The 24,082-nt window shown below is 68.0% G+C and carries 25 protein-coding genes; 19 read left to right on the plus strand and 6 right to left on the minus strand.

The genetic code is table 11. From position 1 onward, the window contains the following. Positions 1 to 37 precede the first annotated feature (37 nt). Complete coding sequence (locus E0L17_RS06195) at positions 38 to 1,582, minus strand: carboxypeptidase M32 (RefSeq protein WP_167930390.1); 1,545 nt, start codon at positions 1,580 to 1,582, stop codon at positions 38 to 40. A 192-nt stretch (positions 1,583 to 1,774) separates the two neighbouring features. Between E0L17_RS06195 and E0L17_RS06200 the strand changes: the two genes are divergently transcribed. Then, positions 1,775 to 2,746 carry an ROK family protein gene (locus E0L17_RS06200; protein WP_167930391.1) on the plus strand — a complete coding sequence of 324 codons (972 nt, stop codon included), beginning with the start codon at positions 1,775 to 1,777 and terminating at the stop codon, positions 2,744 to 2,746. 124 nt (positions 2,747 to 2,870) lie between these two features. Beyond that, positions 2,871 to 3,329 carry a PTS sugar transporter subunit IIA gene (locus tag E0L17_RS06205; RefSeq protein ID WP_167930392.1) on the plus strand — a complete coding sequence of 153 codons (459 nt, stop codon included), beginning with the start codon at positions 2,871 to 2,873 and terminating at the stop codon, positions 3,327 to 3,329. A gap of 191 nt (positions 3,330 to 3,520) precedes the next feature. Here the strand turns inward: E0L17_RS06205 and E0L17_RS06210 are convergent, their stop codons facing one another. Beyond that, positions 3,521 to 4,372, minus strand: coding sequence for a class II fructose-bisphosphate aldolase (locus E0L17_RS06210; RefSeq protein ID WP_075279547.1), 852 nt, complete (start codon positions 4,370 to 4,372; stop codon positions 3,521 to 3,523). A gap of 420 nt (positions 4,373 to 4,792) precedes the next feature. On the opposite strand from E0L17_RS06210, the gene E0L17_RS06215 reads away from it, so the two are divergent. The 7 genes from E0L17_RS06215 to E0L17_RS06245 all read left to right on the plus strand — a co-directional run bounded on the left by E0L17_RS06215 (position 4,793) and on the right by E0L17_RS06245 (position 10,915). Continuing rightward, positions 4,793 to 5,560 (plus strand): DeoR/GlpR family DNA-binding transcription regulator, encoded by a 768-nt coding sequence (locus tag E0L17_RS06215; RefSeq protein ID WP_167930393.1) that lies wholly within the window; start codon positions 4,793 to 4,795, stop codon positions 5,558 to 5,560. 44 nt (positions 5,561 to 5,604) lie between these two features. Continuing rightward, on the plus strand, positions 5,605 to 6,420 hold the full coding sequence (locus E0L17_RS06220; RefSeq protein ID WP_167930394.1) for an HAD family hydrolase: 816 nt from the start codon (positions 5,605 to 5,607) through the stop codon (positions 6,418 to 6,420). A gap of 209 nt (positions 6,421 to 6,629) precedes the next feature. Continuing rightward, on the plus strand, positions 6,630 to 7,352 hold the full coding sequence (locus E0L17_RS06225) for a response regulator transcription factor (protein ID WP_167930395.1): 723 nt from the start codon (positions 6,630 to 6,632) through the stop codon (positions 7,350 to 7,352). 163 nt (positions 7,353 to 7,515) lie between these two features. Beyond that, on the plus strand, positions 7,516 to 8,490 hold the full coding sequence (locus E0L17_RS06230; RefSeq protein WP_167930396.1) for an ABC transporter ATP-binding protein: 975 nt from the start codon (positions 7,516 to 7,518) through the stop codon (positions 8,488 to 8,490). Next, positions 8,487 to 9,260, plus strand: coding sequence for a hypothetical protein (locus tag E0L17_RS06235; RefSeq protein WP_167930397.1), 774 nt, complete (start codon positions 8,487 to 8,489; stop codon positions 9,258 to 9,260). The genes E0L17_RS06230 and E0L17_RS06235 overlap by 4 nt, the downstream gene beginning before the upstream one ends. A 19-nt stretch (positions 9,261 to 9,279) precedes the next feature. After that, positions 9,280 to 10,041 carry a hypothetical protein gene (locus tag E0L17_RS06240; protein WP_167930398.1) on the plus strand — a complete coding sequence of 254 codons (762 nt, stop codon included), beginning with the start codon at positions 9,280 to 9,282 and terminating at the stop codon, positions 10,039 to 10,041. Position 10,042: 1 nt separating this feature from the next. Beyond that, entirely contained in the window at positions 10,043 to 10,915 is an 873-nt protein-coding gene (locus E0L17_RS06245; protein WP_167930399.1) for a sensor histidine kinase, read from the plus strand. A gap of 136 nt (positions 10,916 to 11,051) precedes the next feature. Here E0L17_RS06245 and E0L17_RS06250 read toward each other — a convergent pair whose 3' ends face one another. After that, positions 11,052 to 11,987, minus strand: coding sequence for a 1-phosphofructokinase family hexose kinase (locus E0L17_RS06250; RefSeq protein WP_167930400.1), 936 nt, complete (start codon positions 11,985 to 11,987; stop codon positions 11,052 to 11,054). A gap of 106 nt (positions 11,988 to 12,093) precedes the next feature. Between E0L17_RS06250 and E0L17_RS06255 the strand changes: the two genes are divergently transcribed. After that, positions 12,094 to 12,567 carry a PTS sugar transporter subunit IIB gene (locus tag E0L17_RS06255; protein ID WP_167930401.1) on the plus strand — a complete coding sequence of 158 codons (474 nt, stop codon included), beginning with the start codon at positions 12,094 to 12,096 and terminating at the stop codon, positions 12,565 to 12,567. Between the two features lie 144 nt (positions 12,568 to 12,711). On the opposite strand, the gene lacB is transcribed toward E0L17_RS06255, so the two are convergent. The 3 genes from lacB to E0L17_RS06270 form a co-directional block, all read right to left on the minus strand. Then, positions 12,712 to 13,233, minus strand: a complete 522-nt coding sequence (lacB, locus tag E0L17_RS06260; protein ID WP_167930402.1) for a galactose-6-phosphate isomerase subunit LacB — start codon at positions 13,231 to 13,233, stop codon at positions 12,712 to 12,714. Positions 13,234 to 13,269: 36 nt separating this feature from the next. After that, positions 13,270 to 13,698, minus strand: a complete 429-nt coding sequence (lacA, locus tag E0L17_RS06265) for a galactose-6-phosphate isomerase subunit LacA (protein ID WP_167930403.1) — start codon at positions 13,696 to 13,698, stop codon at positions 13,270 to 13,272. A 622-nt stretch (positions 13,699 to 14,320) separates the two neighbouring features. Continuing rightward, positions 14,321 to 15,085 carry a DeoR/GlpR family DNA-binding transcription regulator gene (locus tag E0L17_RS06270; protein WP_167930404.1) on the minus strand — a complete coding sequence of 255 codons (765 nt, stop codon included), beginning with the start codon at positions 15,083 to 15,085 and terminating at the stop codon, positions 14,321 to 14,323. 304 nt (positions 15,086 to 15,389) lie between these two features. Here E0L17_RS06270 and E0L17_RS06275 point away from each other — a divergent pair, with 304 nt between their 5' ends. The 9 genes from E0L17_RS06275 (at position 15,390) to E0L17_RS06315 (ending at position 23,962) form a co-directional block, all read left to right on the plus strand. Beyond that, positions 15,390 to 15,830 carry a PTS sugar transporter subunit IIA gene (locus E0L17_RS06275; protein ID WP_167930405.1) on the plus strand — a complete coding sequence of 147 codons (441 nt, stop codon included), beginning with the start codon at positions 15,390 to 15,392 and terminating at the stop codon, positions 15,828 to 15,830. A 134-nt stretch (positions 15,831 to 15,964) separates the two neighbouring features. Next, positions 15,965 to 16,453, plus strand: a complete 489-nt coding sequence (locus E0L17_RS06280) for a PTS sugar transporter subunit IIB (protein WP_167930406.1) — start codon at positions 15,965 to 15,967, stop codon at positions 16,451 to 16,453. Positions 16,454 to 16,522: 69 nt separating this feature from the next. Next, positions 16,523 to 17,332 carry a PTS mannose/fructose/sorbose/N-acetylgalactosamine transporter subunit IIC gene (locus tag E0L17_RS06285; RefSeq protein ID WP_167930407.1) on the plus strand — a complete coding sequence of 270 codons (810 nt, stop codon included), beginning with the start codon at positions 16,523 to 16,525 and terminating at the stop codon, positions 17,330 to 17,332. After that, a complete protein-coding gene (locus tag E0L17_RS06290) occupies positions 17,332 to 18,165 on the plus strand; it encodes a PTS system mannose/fructose/sorbose family transporter subunit IID (RefSeq protein ID WP_167930408.1) in 834 nt (277 codons plus the stop codon). Before E0L17_RS06285 ends, E0L17_RS06290 begins: the two co-directional genes overlap by 1 nt. Before the next feature lie 70 nt (positions 18,166 to 18,235). After that, positions 18,236 to 19,735 (plus strand): sulfatase, encoded by a 1,500-nt coding sequence (locus tag E0L17_RS06295; RefSeq protein ID WP_167930409.1) that lies wholly within the window; start codon positions 18,236 to 18,238, stop codon positions 19,733 to 19,735. 64 nt (positions 19,736 to 19,799) lie between these two features. After that, positions 19,800 to 20,921: a radical SAM/SPASM domain-containing protein gene (locus E0L17_RS11225; RefSeq protein ID WP_167930410.1), complete on the plus strand. Its 1,122-nt coding sequence runs from the start codon at positions 19,800 to 19,802 to the stop codon at positions 20,919 to 20,921. A gap of 53 nt (positions 20,922 to 20,974) precedes the next feature. Beyond that, positions 20,975 to 22,462, plus strand: coding sequence for an arylsulfatase (locus E0L17_RS06305; RefSeq protein WP_167930411.1), 1,488 nt, complete (start codon positions 20,975 to 20,977; stop codon positions 22,460 to 22,462). Between the two features lie 30 nt (positions 22,463 to 22,492). Next, complete coding sequence (locus E0L17_RS06310) at positions 22,493 to 23,131, plus strand: hypothetical protein (RefSeq protein ID WP_167930412.1); 639 nt, start codon at positions 22,493 to 22,495, stop codon at positions 23,129 to 23,131. Positions 23,132 to 23,173: 42 nt separating this feature from the next. Beyond that, positions 23,174 to 23,962: a sulfite exporter TauE/SafE family protein gene (locus tag E0L17_RS06315; RefSeq protein WP_167930413.1), complete on the plus strand. Its 789-nt coding sequence runs from the start codon at positions 23,174 to 23,176 to the stop codon at positions 23,960 to 23,962. Positions 23,963 to 24,082: the final 120 nt, after the last annotated feature.

A 24,082-nucleotide genomic window follows, 5' to 3' on the forward strand; every position in this document is an offset into this window, starting at 1 on the left:
GTCCCGTTTTCTCTGAGAGAAAAAACGCGTCCCCAAATTACAGACGGTAGAGGGCGGAGAACTTCTCGGTGAGGTAGTCCGTGTAGTAGGTGGGCGAGAAGGGCTCGCCGCACGCGGCCTCGATGAGCTCGCCGGAGTCCTTGGCACGGCCCCAGCGCCAGATGTTGTCGCGCAGCCACGAGCGGACGGGCGCAAGGTCGCCGGAGGCGCACACGGCGTCGAAGTCCATGCCGCCGCGCACCATCGCGGCCTTGAGCTGCGAGCCGAAGGCGGACCCGAGCGCGTAGGTGGGGAAGTACCCGAAGGAGCCGCCCGACCAGTGGGTGTCCTGGAGCGCGCCGCGCGCGTCGTCGGGGACGTCCACGCCGAGGTACGCGCGGTACTTCTCTGCCCAGAGGCCCGGGACGTCCGCGGCGTGGGCCTCGCCCGAGAAGAGCAGCTGCTCGATCTCATAGCGCACGAGGACGTGGAGCGGGTAGGTGAGCTCGTCGGCCTCGGTGCGGACGAGCCCCGGCTCGGCGCAGTTCTCGGCGAGGTAGAGCTGGTGTGCCGTCACGCGGCCGAACTGCCCGGGGAAGTGACGGCGCAGCACCTGGAGGAGCGGCTCGGCGAAGGCCTCGGAGCGACCCACGAGGTTCTCGAAGAAGCGCGACTGCGCCTCGTGCATGCCCATCGAGGTGCCGCCCGCAAGCGAGGTCCCGGCGTAGGCGGCGTCGACGTTCTGCTCGTAGAGGGCGTGGCCTCCCTCGTGCAGGATCGAGAACACGTTGGAGAGCACGTTGTCCGCGTAGGCGTGCCCGGTCACGATGACAAAGTCGCGCGAGAGCCCGCTCGTGAAGGGGTGCTCCGTGCGGCCGACCCAGAGGGCGTCGGCATCGAGCCCCTCGAGCCGCACGAGGTCGTCGGCGAGGCGCCACTGGCGCTCCTCGTCGAAGGTCCCGTCCACGCAGGCGTGGCTCGGCTTGTGGCGGCTTGCCATGCAGTCGGCCAGAAGCGGCACCACGCAGTCCCTCACCTGCGAGAAGAACCGGTCGTAGAAGGCGCGGTCGGTCCCGCGCTCGTACTCGTTCAGCCAGACGTCATACGGGTCCTTCTCGGCGTCCTTGCAGGCGGCCATGCGCCTGAGCGCGTCGACGATGCGGTCGACGTAGGGCTCGAAGGACGCCCAGTCGTTGGCGGCCTTGGCCCGCCGCCAGACGTCGTTGGCCTCCACGGTGAGCCGGCTGAACGCGGCCTGCTCCTCCGCGGGGACGTCGACGAGCGACGCGCGGTCGTGCTTGAGGACGCGCACCTGCGCCATGCGGGTCTCGCCCAGGAGCTCGGGCTGCTGCTCCAGGCGGTCGAGCAGCGGCCCCACGGCGGGGTCGCAGAGCGCGCGCACGCTCATCTCCTGGAGCTGCGCCACCGCCTCGGCGCGCTGCGCGGTGGCGCGCGGCGGGTCGATCACCTGGCCAAGCGAGTCGATCTCGCCCATGGCGTAGCCGAGCGAGAAGAGCGTGCGCTCGAGGGCGTCGAGGGCCTCCATGTCCGCGCGGGGGTTGGGGAGGGCGGCGTTGAGCTGCGTGTTGTCTGTGGGTGCCATAATCGCTCCTCGTGGGTTGTCGTGGGATGTGCGGCCGGCGGCGAGCCGGCGGCCTACCTCACAGTCTACCCGTCCTACCGGTCATGTCAGAAGTGGTGCAATCTGCGCCCAAAACGACCATGACGCGAGAAGAAGGCCGTATCATCTGTAGTACGGAAAACTGGCGCGACCCCGTGGGGCAAGGAGGCACCAATGGAAGCGGTTCTTGGCATCGACGTCGGCGGGACGAGCATCAAGGCGGGGCTCTTCACCCCGTCGGGCGAGCTTCTCGAGGAGCGCAAGATCCCCACTCCCGAGCTCGTGACCGAGGAGGCGTACGCGGTCGTGACCGGTGGCATCGAGAAGATCCTCGCCGCGCACGACGCCGCTGCCGGAGACGTCATCGCCTGCGGCCTGGATATCCCCGGCCCCGTGGCAGACGACGGCACGGTGGGCGTCCTCCCCAACATCAAGCTCGACCCGGAGGGCATGGTGAGCGCGCTGACCACGGTCTTCCCCAACGCGACGGTCGCCTTCATCAACGACGCCAACGCGGCCGCGCTCGGCGAGATGTGGGCCGGCGTGGCGCAGCAGGTCTCGAGCTACGTGCTCATCGCCCTGGGCACGGGCGTGGGCGCGGGCGTGGTCTCCAACGGCAAGCTCGTGGCGGGCGCCTTTGGCGCCGGCGGCGAGATCGGCCACATCACGGTCAACCGCGAGGAGACCCTGACCTGCGGCTGCGGCCGTCGCGGCTGCCTCGAGCAGTACGCCTCCGCCAAGGGCATCGTCCGCCTCTACCTCGAGGAGTGCGAGCGACGCGGCGTGAAGCCCGTGCCCGTGGAGCACGCCACCGACACCCTCTCCGTCTTCCGCGCGCTCGCGGGCGGCGACGAGTGCGCCAAGGTGGCGGTGCACAAGATGTGCGACTACCTGGCCCAGGCCATGGCGCAGATCTCCTGCGTGGTGGACCCCACGATGTACCTCATCGGCGGCGGCGTGGCGGGGGCCTTCGCGACCTTCGCCCCGGAGCTGCGCGCGCTCTTCGCCGAGTACGCGTTCCCCGCGAGCAGGGAGGCCCGCATCGAGGCGGCGAGCCTCGGCAACCAGGCGGCCATGTACGGCTGCGCGTACGAGGCGCTCCGCCTGCGCAGGGAGGCCCTGCGCCTCGACGCGGACGCGTCGTAGGGATGGCCGACTAGAACCGCCGCGGCGGTGGTATCCTAGCTATGTTGCTTTGCATACGAGCCGCCCCCGCCGGACGACGGCGCGCAGGGCGATAAGAACGTTTACTTGCGAGTGAGGAGTCACCATGAGCGATTACGTCTCTGCGTCTCACGTTGTTCTCGGCTGCTCGGCCTCCACGGTCGACGAGGTCCTCAAGCTCCTTTCGGAGCAGGCGGTCTCCTTCGGCATCGCCACCGACGCCGAGGCGCTCTGCGAGGCCTTCAAGGCGCGCGAGGCCGAGGGCACGACGGGCATGATGGGCGGCTTCGCCATCCCGCACGCCAAGAGCGACGCCGTCACGCAGGCCGCCATCATCGTCGACAAGTTCGACGAGGGGGTTGTCTGGCCGTCCATGGACGATGCGCCGATCACCTGCGCCATCGCCCTGCTTACCCCCGCCTCCGAGGCGGGCACCACGCATCTCCAGCTCCTCTCCAAGGTCGCCGTGCTCCTCATGAACGAGGACTTCCGCACGAGCGTCCAGGCCGCCGACGACCCGGCCAAGATCGCGGAGCTCATCAGCGCGGGCATCGCCGCCGAGTAGCCACCCGACGTGCCACTGGCGTCAGGTTTATTTGGCATGACAAAGGGGACGGGGTAGTTTGTCAGAATCGGGCCCGGCGCAAGAGCGTCGGGTCCCTCCTTTAGGGACGTCCCATATGACGGGGCCGCCCTCCAGAGAGGACGGCCCCGAATACGTCTTACCTTCTCGCCGCGTCCTGTTGCCGAGCGCCCCTACGCCTTGTTGACGGAGCCGAGGTTGGTCATGCGGACCTTGACGAGGTTGGTGATCTCCTCCATGCCCGGCTTGTTGGCCTTCTTGGGGTCAAAGACGCCAGGGTTCTCGGCCATGAAGCCCATGAAGCCGCGCATGAACGCCTGGCGAAGCTCGGTGGCGTAGTTGACCTTGCAGATGCCGTTCTTGACGGCCTCGGCGACCTGGTCGTCGGGCACGCCAGAGGTGCCGTGGAGCACGAGCGGCACGTCCACGACGGAGCGGATGGCCTTCACCACGTCCTGCTCGATGTGCGGGGTCTCGGTGTAGACGCCGTGCGCGGTGCCCACGCCGATGGCAAGGGAGGTGCAGCCGGTGCGCTCGACGAACTCGCGGGCCTCGTCCGGGTCGGTGTAGGGGTTCTCGCCCTCCACGGCGGGGCCGTCGTCCTCCTTGCCGCCGACCTTGCCGAGCTCGGCCTCGACGGGGATGTTGAGGGGCTTGGCGACCTTGGTCACGGAGGCGGTGAGGGCGATGTTGTCCTCGAAGGAGTCGTGGCTGCCGTCGATCATGACGGAGGTGTAGCCGGCCTTCATGGCCTGGACGGCGCGGTCGAAGCCGTCACCGTGGTCGAGGTGGATGGCCACGGGGACGCTTGCCTGCTCGGCGGCTACGCGGCACATGGCGGCAAAGTAGTCGAGGTTGGCGTACTTCACGGTGCCGGGCGTGGTCTGCATGATGACGGGGGAGCGAAGCTCCTCGGCGGCCTTCACGACGGCCATGACGAACTCGAGGCTCTCGACGTTGAACGCGCCGACGGCATAGTGGCCGGCCTGGGCGTCGAGCAGCATCTCCTTGGTGGTGACGAGCATCCGAACTCCCTTCCTCGGACTGACTGACGCCGCTATTGTACGTAGGGATGCGAGTTCGTGTATGGCTAGGCTGCCGCGGGCGGCCGCCCGGGCCCGGCAAAAGGGAAACCAAATGCAAGGGCAGGCGCCTCTCCCGCAGCGTCTCCTCGGAGGGCGCGCGCAGGCACGGCGCAGGTTCTTCTCGCCAAAGCGGCGGCGCCGGGCATTGTTCGATTTGCGGTGCACGTGGGGCGTCCTCCGGAAACCACGCCGCCGAAGCGGGGACCCCTTCCGCGCGGCCTTCAGGCCGCGCCCATAGTGCCTCTTTCCAAAACGAAAGAAAAAGCAATGTGATAGATTGCTTCTAAAGAAAGAATAGGAAACACAATTCGCACACATTCGCACAGGGCGCGGGCGGGCAACCGAGAAGGGCGGAAGACCATGGCCATGTCATCCGAGGAGCGCCGCGCGGCGATCCTCTCCATGCTCGACCGGGCCGCCTCCGTACAGGTGACGCAGCTCGCCGACGCGTTCGGCGTCAGCCGCGTGACGGCCCGCGCCGACCTCGACGCCCTGGCGCGAGACGGCAAGCTGCGCCGCACGCACGGCGGGGCCGTCTCGCTCTCCAAGACGCTCACCGTCTCCGTGCAGGAGCGGCGCATCAACGTGAACGTTGAGGCCAAGCGCGCAATCGCGCGGCTCGCGGCGCCGCTCGTGGAGGACGGCGACTCCGTGCTCGTGGACTCGGGCACCACGGCGCTCGAGCTCGTCCGCGCCATCTCGGGCCGTGCTGGCGTGACCGTGGTGACCGACGACTTCACGATCGCGGACTACGTCGACCGCTCCGCCCCCTCGCTCGACGTCATCATGCTCGGCGGGAGCCTGCGCAAGGGCCACCGCTACACGGCGGGCCCGCTCGCCATGCGGACCCTCGAGGTGCTCCATCCCCGCAAGGCCTTCGTCACGCCCACCTCATATGTCCCCGGGCGGGGCCTCATGACCAACAACCAGGACATGGCCGAGCTCAAGCGGGCATATCTGACCTGCGCCGACAGGACGTTCGTGCTCATGGACCAGAGCAAGGTCGGCGCCCCGGGGCTGCTCTGGTTTGGCACGCTCGCCGGCGTCGAGGCAGTGGTCATGGACGCGGACCCCGACGGCCTGGTTGCCGAGGACGCCGCCGAGCAGGGGTGCCGCGTTCTATACTGACCGCAGGGTCAGTCGGGGCGCGCCCCGGGCGAAGGGAGAAGAACGTGGCCGTGAAGCTCATCCTCACCGACATCGACGGGACCATCCTCCCGCGGGGGCACCGACGCGTCTCAGAGCGCACCGTCTCGGCCTTCCATGCCGCGCTCGCGGCGGGGATTGCCGTGGGGCCCGCGAGCGGACGCGGCTACTCGTGGATTCCCGACTTCTTCGGCGGGGACGCGGCGTGCTGCGCCACCGCGCTCGCGACCAACGGCATGCAGGTCTACCTCGGTGGCGAGAAGGTCATGGAGCAGACGCTCGCCGCCGACGCCCTCGAGGCCGTGCGCGCGATCGTGGCGGAGGCCCCGCGTGCCGGCCTGGTCTGCTTCGACGATGCGACCCCGCTTCTGGTGGAGGGCTCCGTCGAGGACCTGGCATCCCACTTTCCCGCCTATGCCGAGCGCTGCCGCGTGACCCGCGCGCTGCCGGACTTCCCCGTGGTCAAGGCCAATGTCTTCACCGGGGCGGGGGAGCGCGCCGCCGCGGCGTTGGTGGCGCGCCTCAACGACGAGGTCGCGGCCCTCGACGTCGACCGGGCCATGCCCACCTACTCCAACATCATGCCCCGCGGCTGGAACAAGGGCGCCGCGGTGGCATGGATGGCCGAGTGCCTGGACGTGGGCCTTGACGAGGTCGTGGTCTTCGGCGACGCGGACAACGACCTCCCCATGTTCTCCGCGGTGCCCAACTCCGTTGCCGTGGCGGGCGCCACGCCGGAGGCCGCCGCCGCCGCGCGCTGGCACATCGGCGCCTGCGAGGATGACGCCGTCGCGGCCGCGATCGAGGCGCTGGCCGCCGGCGCGTGGCCGTTTGCGGGGTAGGGGTATCCCGCGCCCCCGCGTCTCTCCGGGTACGTACACACCCTCTCCGGGTACGTACCAACTTTCAATCTTGATGTTCTTCTCGATAGCCTTCCTACCTGCGATTCTCTCTTTGCTAGGTACCAGACAAACAATTGAATCTCGTACGCATCCGGACGAGGGGTGTACGTACCCGGGAGGGAGGCGGCCCCCAGGGCTATACTCGTGCCATGGAGACGGGACCCGACACCTTCCGCGTCCTCGTGGTGGAGGACGATGCCGCGCTCTCCGAGGTGGTCTGCACCTTCCTCGGGGACGAGGGCTACGCGTGCGTGCCGGCGTTCTCCGGAACGGAGGCACTCCTGCTGGCAGATCGCGCGAGCGAGAAGAACGAGCCCTTCGACCTGGTGATCTTGGACCTCATGCTGCCCGGCGTCCCCGGGGAGGAGCTCATCGGCCGCCTGCGCTCGGCCGGCGTGGGCGCGCCCGTGATCGTGACCTCGGCGCGCTCCGCCGTGACGGACCGCGTGGGGCTGCTCCGCCTGGGCGCGAGCGACTACCTGACGAAGCCCTTCGACCTCGACGAGCTGCTCGCGCGCGTGGAGGTGCAGCTTCGTGACCGCGCTCGCGCGGCGGGGCGAGAGGGGCGGGCCGTCGCGGCCCTGCGCTTCGGCCTCTGGGAGCTCGACCCCGCCGCGCGAGCGTTTGCCGTGGACGGCGAGCCCCTGCGCCTCACGCGAACCGAGTTTGACATCCTCGCCGCGATGATGCGCGAGCCCAGCCGCGTCTTCACCAAGCAGGCCCTCTTCGAGATCGTGCGCAACGAGGAGGCCCTGACGGAGGAGCGCACCATATCCACGCACGTGAGCAACCTGCGCTCCAAGCTGCGCCCAACCGGCACCGACTCCTACATCCAGACCGTCTGGGGCATCGGCTTCAAGCTCCAGGCGTGATGCGTGCCACGTGCCACTGGCGTCAGGTTCGTTTGGCACGCGTGCCAAACGAACCTGACGCCAGTGGCACGGCGCCGATTTCTTGTCAAAGCCTTGTAGCTCTCTGAAGGGTTTTCCCACGCCTGCCGGGTAGTCTTTGGATAACCCGAGGATGGAGGCCACCATGAACGCCATAGAGACGAGCAACCTCACCAAGTCCTTCTCGCGCGGAACGGTGCGCGCGGTGCGCGACGTGAGCCTCGCCGTGCCGGCCGGCTCGGTCTTTGGCATCGTGGGCAAGAACGGCGCGGGCAAGTCCACCCTGCTCAAGCTCATCTCCGGGCTCATGCGGCAGGACGCGGGGACCGTGAGCGTGCTCGGCCGGCAGCTGCGCCCCTGCGAGTCCGACTCGCGGCTCGGCGTGCTCGTGGAGACGCCCGCGGTCTACGGCCGGCTCGACGCCTTCGAGAACCTCATGAACCGCGCCCTCGTGCTCGGCCTGCCCGACCCAAAGAAGGCGTGCCGAGAAGTGCTTGAGCTCGTGGGCCTCGACGCGCGCACCGCCGGCGACGGGCGCGGCCGCCTGCTCTGGCCGCGCGGCTCCTACGTGGACGACCTCTCCACGGGGCAGCGCCAGCGACTCGGCGTCGCCCTCGCCCTCATCGGCAGTCCCGAGGTGCTGCTGCTCGACGAGCCGCTCACGGGCATCGACCCCACGGGCGTGGCGGACCTGCGCGCGCTGCTCGTCCGCCTCAGCCGCGAGCGCGGCGTCACCGTGGTGGTGAGCTCGCACGTCCTCGCGGACCTCGAGCGCATGTGCACGCACTACGGCATCATGCGCGACGGCGCACTCGTGCGCCAGCTCACCTCCGAGGAGCTTGCCGACGCCTGCGCCACCTATCTCACGCTGCGCGTCGATGCCCCGGAGCGCGCGGTGGCCGTGCTCGCCGAGGAGCTGCCGGGCCTCACGGTGCGCGTGCTGCCGGACGGCGCCCTGCGCGTGACGGCGCCGGGCGGCGGCGAGCCGGACCGCACGGTGCTGGCGCAGGTGCTCCTGGCCGCGGGCATCGCCGTGACGGAGCTTGCCGCCAGCACGCCCGACGTCGAGGCGGAGCTCGTTCGCCTCATCGACGACACGTCCACCGGGAAGGGCAGGTGAGCGCCATGACGGCCCTTGCCAACCAGCTGCGCTCCGCGTTCTACCTCGCCTCGCGCGACGCCTACGTGAAGGGCGCCTTCGTGCTGCCGGCGTTGCTCGCCGTGTGGGCCATCCTGCTGGAGCTGCTCTTCCCCGATGCCGACATGCACGTGATCATTGAGGGGGCCGTCCTCAGCCTCGTCCGCACGGGGGCCCTCTTCGGCACCTGCCTTGCCATGTCGGGCATCGTCACGCATGACGTCTCGTCGGGCGGCCTGCGCGCGGCCACCCTCACGGCGCGCGGGCGAGAGGGGTACGTGGCCTCCCGGGTGATCCTGGCGCTGGTGCTCGCGGTTCTTCTCGGCCTGTGGTCCGCGCTGCTGAACATCCCCCTGCTTCTTGGCCCCAGCGTGGCCTTTGAGGGGATGCCCGCGGGCGAGCTGGCGCTTCGTGCGGTGGCATACGTCCTGGTGGGCTGGACGTATGCCGTCTTTGGCATGCTCCTCCTCTGGCTCGCCCGAAGCCCCCGCGGCTTTGCCTCGGCGTTCTTCGCGGCGGTCATCCTGGGCGCGGGGGTGCTCAACGTGCTGCTCCTCGTGCCGGTGGCGGTGCTCATCCCGCTTTCCCAGGAGCTCGCCTTCGGGGCGTTCCAGCTTATCGTTCCCATCCTGCCGAGCGGCCTGCTCGGCGACGCCTTCGTGGCCGATGCCCGCCTCGTCGTGCTGCCCGTCGCCTACGTCGTCGTCTTCTGGGCGCTCTCGCGCCGCGTGATAGCGCGGGCTCCGCTCTAGACCAAAAGGAGGTCCCACCATGGCAAACCAGCTTCGCGCCGCACTCTATGCGCTCGTGCGCAACTACCGGACGTGGGTCGCGCTCGCTCTCGTCGTGCTCGGCAAGGCGTATGCCGCCTGGAGTGTGACGCAGGGGGTGACCTACGGCCTGCAAGACTCGCTCTTCCGCGACAAGGCGCTCCTGCTCGTCGTCCTCTTTGCGGGGGCGGGGATCGCGGCCTTCGACCAGCGTGGCGGGGCGCTGCGCTCGGCGTGCTGCACGGAGCGCGGCCGGGCGGGCTATGTGGCCTCGCGCTTCGTGGCGGCGGCCGCGCTCGCCTTGGGCCTGCTCGCCGCGGCGGCGGTGCTGGACGTAATCGCCGGCGCGCTGGTTCCGGGCGCGTCCGTCATCGCCGCGTCTCCGGCGATGTGCGCCCCGGAGCGCGTGCTCGCCGGCGTGCTCACGTACCTCACGGTCGCGGAGGTCGGCTTCGTGGCGGGCCTCGTCACGAGGAGCCAGAGCGCGATCGCGGCAACGGGCCTCGTGGTCGTGGCATTCCTTGTGCTCTGCGTGCTCGTGCTGATCGTCGTGCCGGAGGGCTCGCCCACGCCCTTCGGGGTGACGCTCTCTGAGGCCATCGGCTTCGCGCTGCCCCTCGAGGGCCTCAAGGCCGACGTGGCGTTCGCGATGGTCGCTCGGCTCATGCCGCTCGACCCCCTGCGCGCCTTCGTGGTGCCCCTCGTGTGGGCGGCCGCGCTCCTCGCGCTGGCACGCTCCGCAATGGCGAGAAGGACGGTGTGACGTGGAAAGGGGACAGTCCCTTTTCCACGCTCAGGGACGTCGGAGTCGTGACCTCGCGCGGCTGGCGGAGCTCCTCGACGGGGCGGCGGCAAACCCCGCGCCCCGCGCGCGCCTCGAGTCCGTCGACCCGGCGGTCGTGGCGCTCGCCCGCGCGGTGGACCGCCACTTGGATGCGGACCTCGAGCGCGACCTCGAGCGCCGCCGCGCAGACGAGCGCTTCCGCGAGCAGCTCGCCGCGCTCAGCCACGACATCCGCACCCCGCTCGCGGGCGCGCAGGGCTACCTACAGCTCGCCCGGCGCGCGGAGGACCCCGAGCGCGCCGCCCGCTACCTCGAGGGCGCCGAGAAGCGCCTCGCGGCCATGCGCGTGCTCGTGGACGACCTCTTCTCGTACGCCCGCGCCGCGGACCCGTCCTGGGAGCCGGAGCTCGAGACGTGCGACCTCGCCGCGATCGTGACGGAAGCGCTCGCGGACCGGTACGGGGCCTTCGTCGCTCGCGGCTGGGAGCCCGACGTCCGCGTGGGGGAGTGCGCGCCGGTGCTCGCGGCGCCGGATGCGCTCGCGCGCGTGATGGCCAACCTGCTTGAGAACGCACTGGTGCACGGCTGCGGGGCACCGCGCGTCCGCGCGGAGGGCGCCGGGCTCGCGATAGAGAACCCCGTGGCGCCCGCCGACGCCTCCCGGCTCGACGCCGCCCGCCTCACGGAGCGCTTCTACCAGGGGGACCCCGCGCGCAACTCCGGAGGCACGGGCCTCGGCCTCGCCGTCGCCCGCGCGCTCACGGAGGCGATGGGCGGAACGCTTACGGTGGGTGTCACCGCCGGCAAGCAGCTGTCCTTCTCGGCCCGCGTGGAGCTGCGTCGGGTTCCGTAGCGGCAGGGTGGCGTAGAAAGCGCGTATGCCTGCCGCTTACAAAGAAGGCCGCCCGGCGAGAAGAACGACCTGCAGAGACGTTCTTCTCGCCGGACGGCCAGTGCGGTTCGGATGGATGCCCGTATGTCCGGAATGCCTACGCGACCTTCTCGACGCTCGTGCCGGCGCGCAGCTCGTCGGCCACGGCCATGTCGAAGTGGCCGGTCGAGGGCGTGAGGCAGTTGGCGCTCGCGCAGGCCATCGCGTAGGCGAGCTGCTCCTCCACGGCCATGCCGCGTGCCATGGCGACGGCGAAGGCGCCCACCATCGTGTCGCCGGAGCCCACGGGGTTCACCACGTCGATCTTGGGCGCGCGCCCGCGGAAGACGCCCTCGGAGCAGGCCATCACGGAGCCGTCGCCGCCCAGCGACACCACGACCTTCTCGATGCCGTAGGTCTCGTGCACCTCGCGCGCGGCGGCGTAGATCTCGTCGATGGACTCCGGCTTGCGGCCCAGAATCGCTTGGATCTCGTCCGTGTTGGGCTTGATCATCGTGGGACGCGCGGGGAGGCTGCCCACGAGAAGCGCGCCCGAGGTGTCCAAGATCGCCGGCTTGCCCGCCGCGCGCACGATCTCCACGAGCTCGCGGTAGATGCCGTCTCCCGCGCCCTTGGGCACGGAGCCGTTGAAGGTCACCACGTCGGCGCGCGCCGCGATCTCGCCGACCTTCGCGCGCACGGCGGCGACCTCGTCGACCGTCACGGGGCGTCCGGGCTCGAGGAACTCCGTGGAGCGGCCGTTAGGCTCCAGGACGTTGATGCAGCAGCGCGTCTCGGCGGCCACGTGCACGAAGTCGTGCTCGATGCCGTCGGCGTCCAGGAGCTCGCAGAGGAGCCGGCCGTTGTTGCCGCCCACAAAGCCCGTCGCCACGATCTTCTCGCCGCAGGTGGCGACCGCGCGGGCGGCGTTCAGGCCCTTGCCGCCGGCGTTGTCGATGCACGTCTCCACGCGCATGACGGTGCCGTCTACGAGCGGGCATGCCAGCTGGTAGGCCTTGTCGATGGAGCTGTTGAGCGTGACGGTAGAGATCATGGCGTCTCCTCCTGAGTCAATGTGGGGTGTGCGCTCAGTGCATCTTATCCCGTTGCGGGCGAGTAAGATAGAAACCACTGGGGTACCACCGGGAGAAAGGTCAGAAATGTCGGGGGCCGACGGCACGCTCGTGCGCATTGACAGCCGCCTCGTGCACGGGCAGGTGGCTGCCGCGTGGGTGCGTGCGATCGGCGCGCGCCGCATCGTCGTGGCCAATGACGAGGCCGCCGAAAACCCCATGCGGCAGCGCGTGATGCGCATGGCCGTCCCCCAGGGGGTCGAGGTGCTCTTCCAGACCGTGCCCGAGGCGGCCGACACGCTCCGGGCCCTGGGCGGCGACCCGACGCTCGCCGTGGTCGAGACTCCCGCGGATGCCCTCGCGCTCGTGGAGGCGGGGGTGCGGCCGCGGGCGGTCAACGTGGGCAACCTGCACATGGCCGCAGGAAAGTGGCGGGTCGCCCCGGCCGTGGCCGTGGATGAGGGGGACTGCGCCGCGCTGCGGGCCCTGCGCGAGCGCGGCGTCGAGGTCGTGGTGCGACGCACGCCCCTCGCGCCCGAGGGGTCGCTCGACTGGCTCTAGCCCGCCCTGGGGGAGAATCGCGTGGGCCCTCGACCATGCCCGTTCTTCTCGCTTCGTGCCTCTGTCCAGCCTGCCCCGCCATGAGGCCGGTCGGGCGGCATGCCCCTGCGGGTGCCGCCCGACCGGCCGGAGTCGCGTCTGGGGCTAGTCGTGATACTCGCCGCGGTCCCACTTCTCGATGAACTCGTCGAAGAAGTGCGGGTCCGCCTGGGCCTCGGCGTCGCAGCCCGCCTCGACGGCGTCGATCTTGGCGACGAGCGCGTCACGCTCGGGCGTGGGCTGATAGCTCGCGGCGAGGAAGGCGTCGACGATGTCGGCGATGAGGAACTCGCCGGTGATCTTGCCGCCGAAGCCGATGACGTTGGCGTTCAGGCACTCGCGGGCGTGCACGGCGGTGGACATGTCGCGGACGAGCGCGCAGCGGGCGCCCGGGACCTTGTTCACGGCGTTGGTGATGCCCACGCCCGTGCCGCACATGACGACGCCGGCATCGGCCTCGCCGGAGGCGACCTTCTCGCCCACGGCCTTGCCGTAGATGGGGTAGTGGGTGCGCGCGTGGTCGTAGGTGCCGCAGTCGATGACGGTGTGGCCGCAGGCCTTGAGGTGGTCGGAGATGGCCATCTTCTCGTTGGTGACGATGTGATCGCAGCCGATCGCGATGATCATGGTGTCCTCCTTGGGTGTCGGGTTCCGGCGCTGGCGCTAGGCCATCTTGTTGAGCATGTCCACACGGATCTGGTGACGTCCGCCGGCGTAGGGCTCCGAGAGGAACTCGCGCACGATCCCACGGGCGATCTCGTCGCCCACGACGGCCGACCCCATGGTGATGAGGCGCGCGTTGTTGTGCTGGCGCGTCATGAAGGCGGAGCGCTCGTCGGAGCACTCGCAGGCGACCATGCCCTTGACCTTACAGGCGGCCATGTAGGAGCCGTCGCCGTAGCGATCGAAGGCAAAGCCGAGGCTGTCGGGGTTCTCGAGGAGGTCGTGCGCGACGGCGAGGGTGGAGTCCACGAGGTCCGCCGCGGGCTCCTCGCTCTTGTCAACGACCTCGTGTCCGAGCTCGACGAGGTAGGCCTTGACCGTCTCCTTGAGCGGCATGCCCTCAGCGTCAGATCCGATGACGATTCTCATAGCTGTCCTTTCCCCAGGGTGGCCTGCATAGGTGAATCTGCGAGAAGTGTACTCGATTTCAAGGAATTCAAACAGATTCGAACAAATTGGCACAATACGGGCGCGGCGTGCGGTGCGGGGGAGTGTCGCAACGGCCCCGCACGGCCGGTGTGCGGGGGTGTTGCGACGGTCGGGGCGCGAGAAGTGTCGCAACGGCCCCGCATAGCCGGTATGCGGGGGATTCGCGACGGAAGTGCCGAGAAGAACGTCGGCTACGCCCCGCACGGCGCTTGTGCGGGGGTTTCACGACGGGCGCAGAGCGGGGGGATGTCGCCAAGCCCCCGCACAGCCGGTATGCGGGGGATTCGCGACGGAAGCGCCGAGAAGAACGTCGGCTATGCCCCGCACTGCGGTCCTGCGGGGGTCTCGCGACAGTCGGGGCACGAGAAGTGTCGCAACGGCCCCGCACGGCCGGTGCGCGGGGGATTTGCGACGGAAGTGCCGAGAAGAATGTCGCGTCGGCCCCGCACAGCTGGTGTGCGGGGCTTGGCGACAGAAGTGCCGAGAAGAACGTCGCGTCGGCCCCGCGCGTCGGCTCTGCGGGGGTCTCGCGACAGGCGCGTCCTTCTCGCCGAGCGTGGCGCTAGAGCAGCACCCTCGTGTACGTGCGGAGATCCTTGAGCTCCTCGGGGTCGACGCCGTCATCGCAGATCACGGTGTCATCGGGCCTGAGCGAGAAGAAGGAGTAGAACCCGCGGGAGCCGATCTTGCTGCTGTCGGCGAGGACGAAGCACTCCGTGGCGTGGTCGAAGACGGTGCTGTAGAGCCGGCCGGCGTCGAGCGTGCTCGTGAAGAGCTGCCCGTCGCGCAGGGCGTCGACGCCGATGAAGGCCTTGTCGAAGCCGAGCGAGTCGAGCGCGTTCTCGGTGATGGGCCCCATGAAGGTGCCCGACCTCGGGCGATAGGTGCCGCCGAGCATGATGATCTCGCGGATGTCCCCGTCGACGAAGAGGTTGAAGATCGGCAGGCTGTTGGTCACGATGCGCAGCGGAATGACGGGCAGGAACTGGGCCGCGAGCTCGACCGTGGTGCTCGAGCCGAGAAAGATCGTGTCGCCCTCGCTCACGAGGGACGCCGCGATCTTGGCGATCTTGGTCTTCTCCTCGATGTGGAGGAGCTGGCGCTCGAGATGGGCGGACTCGCGGATGAGCGCGCGGTCGCGCACGCCCTCGGACGTCTTGGCCCCGCCCCTGAGGCGCTCGATGCGCCCCTCGTCGGAGAGCTCCTCGAGGTCGCGCCGAACGGTCATGTCCGAGACGCCGAGCGTGGTGGCGATCTCGTGCACCGAGACGGTGCCGCGCACGCGACACATCTCAACGATTCGGTCCTGTCGCTCGGCCTTGAGCATGGTTCACCGTCCTCCGCATCGGCTGTTCAATGAACACTATACCCGGCGAATCGCACATCCTCGGGGTAGGGTGACAACTCTTGATAACTTGCAACGTTTCTTACCAAGCCACACGTCATGGCAACGGTCACCGACATTTCTCTACCGCCGGCCCCCATTCTTTCAGAGAAACAGTAACTCGCGCACACATTTTCCGAACAATTGGCTAGTATTGCTTCGAACAGAAACGAACAAATTGAATCCAATTCTGTTCTGTTATGAAAAATAGCGGCTGATGCGGCTGCGCCAAGGGAGAGGAATCACCATGAGGGTAGGCGTCATCGTTGCGAGCCACGGCGAGTTTGCGAGGGCGGCACTCGGAAGCGTCGAGATGGTTGCCGGTCCCCAGCAGGACGTGCGCGCGCTCGCGCTGACGGCCGACAAGTCGGCCGAGACGTTCGAGGCGGAGTTCGCCCAGGCGTACGCGGAGCTCAAGTCCGAGTGCGACCTCATCGTCACCATCTGCGACATCCACGGCGGCACCCCGTTCAACGTCATCTCGCGCAGCATCCTCAAGGGCATGGACATGGTCGCCTTCACCGGCCTCAGCCTGCCCGTCCTTATCGAGCTCCTGCTCTCCCGCGACCAGGCCTCCAGCGCCGACGAGATCCGCGAGCTCATCGAGGCGGCCCACGCCCAGACCCTCGCCGAGATCAAGGTCGAGATGGCCCAGGAGAGCTCGGACGAGGATGACCTCGACCTCTAGCGCGCCATTGGCGTCACGCCACTGGGGTCAGGTTTGTTTGGCACGACCTCCAGGGTCAGCCGCCCGCGAGCGGGGATGGGACCGCCCGCGGGCTCCAAGCACGGCACGTAAGGCCCAGAGAAAGGGAGAAGAACATGGCACTCAAGCTCGTTGACATCGACGACCGCCTCATCCACGGCCAGCTGGCGTCCACTTGGATTCCGGACAACGGCATCGAGTCCGTGATCATCGTCGACGACAAGGTCGCCAACGACCCGGTTCAGAAGTCCGTCGCCGGCCTCGCCGTCCCCAAGGTCAAGGTCTCGGTCTTCGGCGTCGACAAGTTCATCGACGTCCTCAAGAAGACCACCCTCAAGAAGGTGACGATGGTCCTGTTCACCAACCCCGTCGACGCCCTCAAGATGCACGAGAACGGCCTGCCGTTCGACTACCTCAACGTCTCCGGCATGCGCTACAACGACCAGCGCACGCGCCTGCACAAGAACATGTCCGTGACCCCCGAGGAGCGCGAGGCGTTCGAGAAGCTCATCGCCATGGGCGTCGAGTGCTGGATGCAGCCCACCACGCGCGACCCCAAGGTCTCCGTCTCCGAGCTGCTCTCCGGCGCGCACGCGGAGGCGTAACCAGGCAACGTCGGCGCGGAGAGGGCGCGCCGTCAGCACAAGCGACGACTGTCGTCAGAAGGAGGAGAAATGATCCAAGCACTGCTGCTTGCCATCTGGGCGGGTCTTTGTACCTGGGACCAGTTTGGCCCGCACCTCGGATTCAGAAAGCCGCTGCTCGCCTCGGTGGGCGTCGGCATCATCCTTGGTGACATGCCCACGGCCATCATGATCGGCGCCACGATGGAGCTCATGTGGCTCGGCGTCAACAACATCGGCGCCTACGTGCCGCCCGACGTCATCTCCGGCACGATCGTGGGCGCCGCCCTCGGCATCATGTCCGGCGGCGACACCGCGAGCGCCATCGCCCTGGCCGTTGCCATCGGCATCCCCACCGCCACGCTCGTCCAGCAGCTCAACATCCTCGTGATGACCACCAACATCACGTTCCTGCACGGCGCCGACAAGGCGGCCGAGAGCGGCGAGTTCAAGTCCGTCAACAAGTACTTCTGGGCCGGCGCCGCCTGCTTCTTCCTGACCCGTGCCATCCCGGTGTTCATCGCCACGGGCATCGGCTCGGTCGTGGTCGAGAGCATCATGAGCTTCCTGCAGAACCAGGTGCCCTGGGTCCTCTCCGCCTTCTCGACCGCGGGCGGCATGATGCCCGCCGTCGGCCTCGCGATGCTGCTCACCATGATGATGAAGAAGAACATGTGGATCTTCCTCATCTGCGGCTTCGTGCTCGCGGCCTTCCTTAAGGTCCCGACGATCGGCATCGCCCTCGTGGCCGCCGCTGCCGCGGGCTTCTATGACTTCGTCGTCGAGGGAACCAAGAAGCCCCAGGTCACCGCAGCCGTCGACGCCCCTGCCAGCGACGAGGACGAGGAGTATGATCTCTAATGGGTAAGATTTCCAAGAAGACGCTCAACCGGGTTCTCCTGAGGACCCAGGGCTGCCAGTTCGCCCACAACTACGAGCGCATGCAGTCCCTCTCGCTCACCTACTGCGTCTCCCCGGTCCTCGAGGAGCTCTACAAGGACGCCCCCAAGGAGCTGCGCGTCAAGGCGATGCAGCGCTACCTCGAGTACTTCAACACGCACCCCATCGCGATCCCGTTCATCCTCGGCATCGCCACGGCGGTGGAGGAGAACACCGACGAGGACCACAAGGACACCGTCACCGCGATCAAGACCTCGCTCATGGGCCCCTTCGCCGGCATCGGCGACTCGCTGCTCAACCTCACGTGGTTCCCGATCGCGGGCTCCATCGGCGCCTCCCTGTGCGTCGACAACGGCAGCCTCATCGGCCCGCTCGTGATGTTCCTGCTCATCAACCTCCTGTACTGGCCGCTCAAGTACTTCGGCCTGCACAAGGGCTATGAGTCCGGTATGGCGCTCGTCGACAAGTTCGGCGTCGAGGTCTTCGATCGCCTCGGCGACGCCGCCAACGTGCTCGGCGTCATGGTCACCGGCGGCCTCATCGCCACGACGGTCAAGCTCAAGACCGCCATCGAGTTCTCCTTCGGCGAGGGCGACCCGCTCGTGCTCCAGACCCAGCTCGACTCCGTCCTGCCGTGCCTGCTGCCGATCATCGTGACCTTCATCTGCTACCGACTCCTGAAGAAGGGGCAGGGCAAGAACTCCGCCCAGATCATCCTCGGCATCATCGCCGTGTGCCTGGTGCTCTTCGCCCTCAACTACTACATCCCCGGCTTCCCGAAGATCTTCTCGTAGGAAGCGCCCTTTCTCGGTGCCCCGCCCACCCCTCTGGGCGGGGCACCTCATATCAATTTTCGGAGGACTCATGAGAACCGTACTCGTCCTGATGGATACGCTGCGCCGGGACGCGCTCGGGTGCTACAACCCCGGGGGCAGCGCGCGAACCCCGAACCTCGACGCCTTCTCGAGCGAGGCGGTCACCTTCGACAACCACTGGATCGGCTCGGCGCCCTGCATGCCGGCCCGGCGCGACATCATGTGCGGGCGCTACAACTTCCTCGAGCGCCCCTGGGGCCCGATCGAGCCCTTCGACGTGACGCTCGTGGACTGCCTGCGCGCCGGGGGCGTCCGCACGCACATCTCCACGGACCACTGTCACTACGCGCGCACCGGCGGCGAGGGCTACCTGCAGCTCTTCAACACCTTCGAGTTCTTCCGCGGCCAGGAGGGCGACCCGTGGGTGAGCCGCATCGACGAGCCGGACAACATGCCCGAGACCTTCTATGGCCGCGTGCGCGAGCAGTACCAGAAGAACCGCCTCAGGTGGCCCAGCGAGGAGGACATGCCCTCCCCGAGGACCTTCCGCTCCGCGTGCGAGTTCATCGACCAGAACGAGGGGAAGGACGACTTCTTCCTCATGGTCGAGGCCTTCGACCCGCATGAGCCCTTCGACGTGCCCGACCGCTACATGGACGAGTACGGCGGCTCCGAGGGGCTTGACCGCGACTACTTTGAGATCCCGCCCTACAAGCGCGTCTCCGACACCGACATCCCCGAGAGCGCCGTCGACTACGTGCAGCGCCGCTACAAGGCGCTCGTCACGATGACCGACCACTGGTTCGGAACCCTCGTCGACAAGCTCAAGGAGAAGGGCATGTACGAGGGAACGACCGTCATCGTGACCACGGACCACGGCTACTTCCTCGGGAGCCGCGACTACCTGGGCAAGAACTACATGCACATGTACAACGAGATGGCCCATCTGCCGCTGATCGTGAAGTTCCCCCACGGGGAGCGCGCGGGCGAGCGGGCCCACCAGCTCACCCAGGCCATCGACATCATGCCCACCGTGCTCGAGGCCCACGGACGCCCCGTGCCCGAGACCGTCATGGGAACCTCGCTCATGCCGCTCGCCACGGACGGCGCCGCATCGACCCGCGAGTACGCCCTCTACGGCGTCCACGCCATGACGGTCAACGTGACCGACGGCCGCCACACCTACTTCCGCGCGCCCGTGCCGGGCAACCAGCCCTGCTACGAGTACGCGGCGATTCCCCACACCATCCGCAAGAAGATGGGCACCGACTGCGTGGACCAGATCGAGATGGGCCGCTTCCTCTCGTGGACGGACTATCCCGTCTACAGGTTCCCGTGCCGCAAGCCCGCCAACATCGACCAGCGCGAGGACTGCCTCGAGGAGGTCCATGACTCGATGCTGTTCGACCTGGAGGCCGACTACGGCCAGACCCACAATCTCGTGGGGGAGGACGCCGACGCGGAGGCGCGCATGGTCGGGCTGCTCAGGCGCGGCCTCAAGGAGCACGGCGCCCCCGCAGAGCAGTTCGCCCGCCTCGGCCTTGCGTAAACCTGACAAAGGTGACAGGGTGTTTTGTCAGGTTTTCTAGTCCGCGGACGGGACGGGGAGAGACGTGAAGTACATCAGCTTCCTCATAAAGCCGGCGTCGAGCGCGTGCGACATGCGCTGCTCGTACTGCTTCTACCGTGACGTCGCGGACCATCGCGCGCACGCGGTGAGGGAGCTCATGTCGGAGGAGACCGTGCACGCGCTCGTGGACCGGGCCCTCGGGCTCGGCCCCGACGCGCAGGTGACCTTCGCCTTCCAGGGCGGCGAGCCCACGCTCGCGGGGCTCGACTTCTTCCGCGCGTTCACGGCCTACGTGGACGCGCGCCGCACCAACCAGACCGTGAGCTACGCGCTTCAGACCAACGGCCACTCCCTCACGCCCGAGTGGGCAGCCTTCTTCCGGGAGCACGGTTTTCTCGTGGGCGTCTCCGTCGACGCCTACCGGGAGCTCCACGACAGCCTCCGCGGCGACATCCGCCTCGAGCCGACGCACGCGCGCGTCATGGAGTCCATCCGGATGCTCCGCGAGGCGGGCGTCGAGTTCAACGTCCTCACGGTGCTCTCGGCTCAGCTCGCCCGGCACCCACAGCGGGTGTTCAAGTTCTACCAGCGCGAGAAGATCGACTACGTGCAGCTCATCCCGTGCCTGGCGGGCTTCGACGGGGAGGGGGAGGAGTACGCCCTCACCCCGCGCGCGTTCTTCTCGTTTTATCGCACGTTCTTCGACCTGTGGCTGCGCGAGGTCCAGGCGGGCCGCTACTTCTCGGTGGGGCTCTTCGACAACGTGATGCAGCTCTCGCTCGGCCAGTGGCCCCAGGCCTGCGGGATGCTCGGCCGCTGCGCCCCGCAGTTCGTCGTGGAGAGCAACGGCGACGTCTATCCCTGCGACTTCTACGCCCTCGACGAGTACCGCTGCGGCAACATCCGGGAGGACTCGCTCGAGGAGATGGCCTCCTGCGAGGTCATGCGCGGGTTTCTGTCCGAGCCGCGCCGGGAGTGCGCGGCCTGCGCCGACTGCCCGTTCGAGGGCATCTGCCACCGCAACTGCAAGCGGCTCAACGCCTCGTACTACGACGAGACGTATTGCGGCTACCGGGAGTTTCTCGAGCACGCGTACGAGCCCCTCGCCGAGACGGCCCGCGCGCTCGTGCGCCAGCGAATGGGGGACGGTCCCCAATTCGCATAGAACGTTTCTGCAAATCGGGGGGGCTGCCCCCAACCCACGGACAGGGAGGACTGATGGCAAGCATTTCAGGCGACGGCCTCGAGAGCCGCCGTCCCAACGTCGTCCTGATCATGTGCGACCAGTTCAGGGGGGACTGCCTCGGCTTTGACGGCCACCCCGACGTGAAGACGCCCTATCTGGACACGCTCGCCGCGCAGGGCACCTACTTCGAGAACGCGCACGCGGCGTGCCCGAGCTGCATCCCGGCGCGCGCGTCGCTGCTCACGGGCACTACGCCCGCGACCAACGGCCGCGTGGGCTACCAGGACGGCGTTCCCTGGCGCTACGAGCACATGATGCCGGAGGAGTTCTCGGCCGCCGGGTACCAGACGGCGATGGTGGGCAAGATGCACGTGCACCCGCCGCGCCTGGCCTGCGGCTTCCAGCACCTGCGCCTGCACGACGGCTACATCGGCCACTACCGCAAGGCCAACCTCCCGCACTGGATGCACCAGGACGTCTCTGACGACTACCTGCGCTTCCTCCGCTCCGAGCTGGGTCCCGAGGCGGATGTCAACGGCACGGGCGTGGAGAACAACTCCTGGATCTCGCGTCCGTGGGTCTACGAGGAGCGCCTCCACCCCACCAACTGGGTCGTCGACGAGTCCATCCGCTTCCTCGAGACGCGTGACCGCACCCGCCCGTTCTTCCTCATGGCGAGCTTCGTTCGCCCGCACCCGCCCTTCGACGCCCCCGCGGCCTACTACCAGCCGTACCTCGACCGCGAGCTGCGCGAGCCGGCGCACGGGGACTGGGAGGACGCCGAGGCCACCGAGCGCGACGGCATGGTCATCGACAGCGTGCACGGCTGCCGCGACGCCACGCTGCGCCACGAGGCCATGGCGGGCTACTACGGCTGCATCACGCACCTCGACCACCAGATCGGCCGGCTCATCACGGCGCTCGAGAACGACGAGACCTACGAGAACACCGTGGTGCTCTTCACGGCGGACCACGGCGAGATGCTCTTCGACCACAGCTCGTTCCGCAAGGTGCTTCCCTACGAGGGGAGCGCGCGCATCCCCTTCATCGTGCGCGTGGGCTCCAAGGTGCTGCCCGGCGGACGGCCGGCGCCCCGGCGCTCGGACGCGGTGGTGGAGCTCATGGACGTCATGCCCACCCTGCTCGACCTCGTGGGCGCCGAGGTGCCCGAGACCGTCGAGGGCTCCTCGCTCAGAGGCGAGATCACGGGCGAGAAGAGCCTCGAGCGCGCGTACCTCCACGGCGAGCACTCCGGAAGCCACGAGCAGTCCAACCAGTGGATCTTGACCAGGCACGACAAGTACGTCTGGTTCACCCAGACGGGCGTGGAGCGCTACTTCGACCTCGATGCCGACCCGCGCGAGGAGCACGACCTCGCCCGTGACCCGGCCCATGCCGAGCGCGTCGCGGAGCTCAGTGCCATACTCATAGACGAGCTGCGCGGTCGCGAAGAGGGCTACGTCGAGAACGACGGGCTCGTCGTGGGCAGGACGCCCAGGACCGTATTGGAGAGAGGCTAGGGCGCCTGACGGCGTCGGGAGGAGAGGCACATGGACCTCAGGCTGATAGGAATCATCGTGGTGGCGCTCTGCGTCATCTCGCTCGTCTACACCGAGGTCCAGAAGCGCCTCATCTTCTCGAGGTACGAGAAGCTCTTCGAGAAGGGCGACTTCGAGGGCTGCCTGCGGGTTCTCGAGGGACCCGTCGCGAAGATCGTCTACCCGCGCTACAACCAGCTCTACATGCGCCTCAACGCGCAGATGTGCCTCGCGGACACGGACGCCTCGCGGCGCACCATCGACGAGATGCTCGAGCTGAACTCGAGCGACAAGCAGCGACTCGTGCTGCTCCTGCGCGCCTTCAACTTCTTCGTCGAGCAGGAGGACTACGAGCGCGCGGGCGAGCTGCTCGAGGAGCTGCGCGAGAAGGCCTCGCCCGAGCAGCTCGCCGGGTGCGAGCGCACCTACGCGATCTTCGCCGAGAAGAGCTCTGCCTACGTCGACCAGATGGAGGCCGAGCTCAAGGACGCCACGGGGCCGGAGCGCACCACGCTGCTCTACCTGCTCTCCGTCCAGTACGAGAACAAGGGTGACGTCAAGCGGGCGAACGAGTATCTTGAGCAGGTCAGAGACGTCTTCGAGGCCGCGGTCGGCCCCGATGCGGGCGCGGACGACGGGGGAAGGGGCTAGGCGGCTCCCGTCGTTCGCATTCCCGTCCTAAGGAGGGCTTCCATGCAGGTGCTCGTTCTTCTCGTCAGCTTCTTCGCATGCACCGTCGGCGCCATCTGCGGCATCGGCGGCGGCATCATCATCAAGCCGGTGCTCGACGCCACGGGCGTGGCGGACGTCGCCACGATCAACTTCCTCTCGGGCTGCACGGTGCTCTCGATGACGCTCTACTCCGTCCTCAAGGCAAAGCTCTCCGGGACCTCCACGATCGACCCCAAGACCGACACGCCGCTCGCCATCGGCGCCGCGGTGGGCGGCCTTGCGGGCAAGGAGCTCTTCTCCCTCGTGGCGGGGCTCTTCCCCGACCCCAACACGGCTGGCGCCGTGCAGGCGGGGGCGCTGCTGGTGATTACGCTGGGGACGCTCGTCTACACCATCTATAAGGAGAAGATCCCCACCCTTCAGGTGACGTCCGCCGTGGCGTGTCTCGCGATCGGCTTCGTCCTGGGCGTGTGCTCCTCGTTCCTCGGCATCGGAGGCGGCCCCATCAACCTGGTGGTGCTCTTCTACTTCTTCACCATGGCGACCAAGCGCGCCGCCTCGAGCTCGCTCTACATCATCCTGTTCTCCCAGGCCACGAGTACCGCGAGCTCCATCGTCACCGGGGGCTACGTGGGCGTGGACCTCGTGCTGCTGGCGGCGATGGTGGTCTGCGGCATCTTGGGCGGCATCGTGGGCCGCAAGGTCAACGCCAAGATCGACGACAAGACCGTGGACAAGCTCTTCATGGGCCTCATGGTGCTGATCATCCTCATCAACGTGTACAACATCTGGAAGTTCGCGCTTGCGTAGGCCGGACAAGACATATCTGACCTGAGCTTTCTCTGAAGAGCAAAAGAAATAAAAAAGAGCAAAAGAAATAAACGGGCCTGCTGAACGGATTGCGAGGGGCTTGCGGCGGGGCGTCCCCCA

Origin of the sequence: Olsenella sp. SW781, assembly GCF_012027725.1 — a bacterium.
Taxonomy (GTDB): domain Bacteria; phylum Actinomycetota; class Coriobacteriia; order Coriobacteriales; family Atopobiaceae; genus Thermophilibacter.